This is a genomic window from Ornithinibacter sp., from assembly GCF_035443565.1.
Lineage (GTDB): Bacteria > Actinomycetota > Actinomycetes > Actinomycetales > Dermatophilaceae > Fodinibacter.
Map to the genome: position 1 here is coordinate 1 of NZ_DAORSO010000269.1, position 2,005 is coordinate 2,005.

The following is a 2,005-nucleotide window of genomic DNA, read 5'->3' on the forward strand; positions in this document are numbered from 1 at the left end:
CGTGCTCGGCCGTGCGGTGGGTGTCCTGGAAGCCGGGGGCGCCGGTGCAGGCGTTGGCGCCACCGCTGTTGAGCACGACGGCATCCGCCCGCCCGTCGCTGATGACGGTGCGTGACCAGGTGACCGGCGCGGCCTCCACGCGGTTGGTCGTGAAGACCGCGGCCGCGTGGTGGTGCGGGCCGTCGTTGACGACGAGCGCCACATCGGGCTTGCCGGAGGCCTTGAGGCCCGCGGTGACACCCGAGGCCCGAAAGCCGAGGGGGGTGGTGACGGACATCAGGAGGATCCTCCGGTCAACGAGGTTGGGGTGATGATGAGCCCGGCACGGCGCCAGGCGTGGGCCGCTTCGTCGGTCTGCCCGGCCGGAACGAGCACCCAGTCGGTGTCGAAGGTCGAGAAGGCGAGGACGCTGATGTCGGCGTCGACGAGCGGTTCCACGACCTCGGCGACCACCCCGACCGATCCGAACGACAGGGGCCCGGCCACCTCGACGACCCGGAACGGGCCCTCCGTGCGCACTCCCGCAGGAACGGTTGCCGTGAGGCACACGACGGAGGTCTCGTCTGGAGTTCTGGTCAGTGACGCGAAAGGCCCTGCAGCCCAGTCGAACTCGGGCAGCTGCCCGCCGTCGAGGCGCACGATGGAGACGTCCTCGGGGTGCTCCATCAGGTGACGTGGCATGACGCTCACGGCGCCACCCCCGCGACGGGGAGACCGGTGGCCTCGGGCAGGCCCAGGGCGAGGTTGAGGCACTGGACGGCGGCACCGGCCGTGCCCTTGGTGAGGTTGTCGATCGCTGCGACGACGACGACGCGCCCGACCCTCTCGTCGAGGGTGACCTGCAGGTGGACCGCGTTGCTGCCGAGCACGCTGCCGGTGCTCGGCCAGCGACCCGGCGGCAGGAGGTGCACGAAGGGTTCGTCGGCGTAGGCGGTCGCCCAGGCCGCGCGGACGGCATCCGCCGTCGTCCCGGGACGCACCCGGGCGGTGCACGTCGCGAGGATGCCGCGGGGCATCGGCGCGAGGGTCGGGGTGAACGAGACCGTGACCGGGCCGGCGCCTGCGGCGGTGAGGTTCTGCTCGATCTCGGGGGTGTGCCGGTGGGTGCCGCCGACGCCGTAGGGCGACATCGCCCCCATGACCTCGGCGCCGAGCAGGTGTGGCTTGAGCGCCTTGCCTGCCCCCGACGTGCCGGATGCCGCGACGACGGTGATGTCGTCGGCCTCGAGGACGCCCGCGACGAGTCCGGGAGCCAGGGCCAGGGAGACGGCCGTGGGATAGCAGCCGGGGACCGCGATGCGGGTGGCGCCGGCGAGGGCCAGCCGCTGCGGGCCATCGGCCGTCGCGAGCTCGGGCAGGCCGTAGGGCCACGATCCCGCGTACGGCGTGTCGTAGAAGGTGTCCCACGCGGCGGCGTCAGCGAGGCGGAAGTCGGCGCCGCAGTCGATGATGATGACGTCGTCGGGGAGCTGCGCGGCCAGGGCCGCCGAGTGCCCGTGGGGCAGCGCGAGCACGACGGCGTCATTGCCGGCGAGGACGTCGGGCGTGGTGTCCTCGAGAACCCGGTCGGCCAGCGGGCTGAGGTGCGGGTGGATCGACCCCAGGGTCTGCCCGGCGTTCGACGAGGCCGTGAGGGCTCCGACCTCGAGCTCGGGGTGCTGGAGGAGGAGGCGGACCACCTCTCCCCCGGCATAGCCACTGGCACCGGCCACTGCAACCCGCTTCATGCTGCATGACTATACAGAGTCACGCGACTCTATGCACGCAGCCCACACGAGGGGGTTCAGGCGAGGGGGTCGTCGGGACCGTACGGGATGAGGCCCAGGGTGCGGTCGCGCTCCCCCAGTGCCTCGGCTCGCTCACGCAGCGACTCCACGGTGTCGACCCCGGCCCGCACGAACCGACCAGACCACGCGTCGAGGTCCCCCGAGGCCAGGGCCAGCACGAGGTCGGTGATCTCCTCGGGGGCGGTCCACTCGGTGCGCCCGACATGGGCGTGCATGGC

The 2,005-nt window shown here is 72.5% G+C and carries 3 protein-coding genes and 1 pseudogene; all 4 read right to left on the minus strand.

Annotated features, from left to right (window positions below; translation table 11 throughout):
• Positions 1 to 277 (minus strand): bifunctional ornithine acetyltransferase/N-acetylglutamate synthase (locus PLL68_RS14300; protein ID WP_324535222.1); only part of this gene is annotated, 277 nt, incomplete at its 3' end.
• Positions 277 to 681, minus strand: coding sequence for an ACT domain-containing protein (locus PLL68_RS14305; RefSeq protein ID WP_324535224.1), 405 nt, complete (start codon positions 679 to 681; stop codon positions 277 to 279). The genes PLL68_RS14305 and PLL68_RS14300, both read right to left, overlap by 1 nt.
• Before the next feature lie 5 nt (positions 682 to 686).
• A complete protein-coding gene (gene argC / locus PLL68_RS14310) occupies positions 687 to 1,727 on the minus strand; it encodes an N-acetyl-gamma-glutamyl-phosphate reductase (RefSeq protein ID WP_324535226.1) in 1,041 nt (346 codons plus the stop codon).
• Positions 1,728 to 1,783: 56 nt separating this feature from the next.
• Positions 1,784 to 2,005 (minus strand): annotated as a pseudogene (locus PLL68_RS14315) (SDR family NAD(P)-dependent oxidoreductase); the annotation flags it as partial.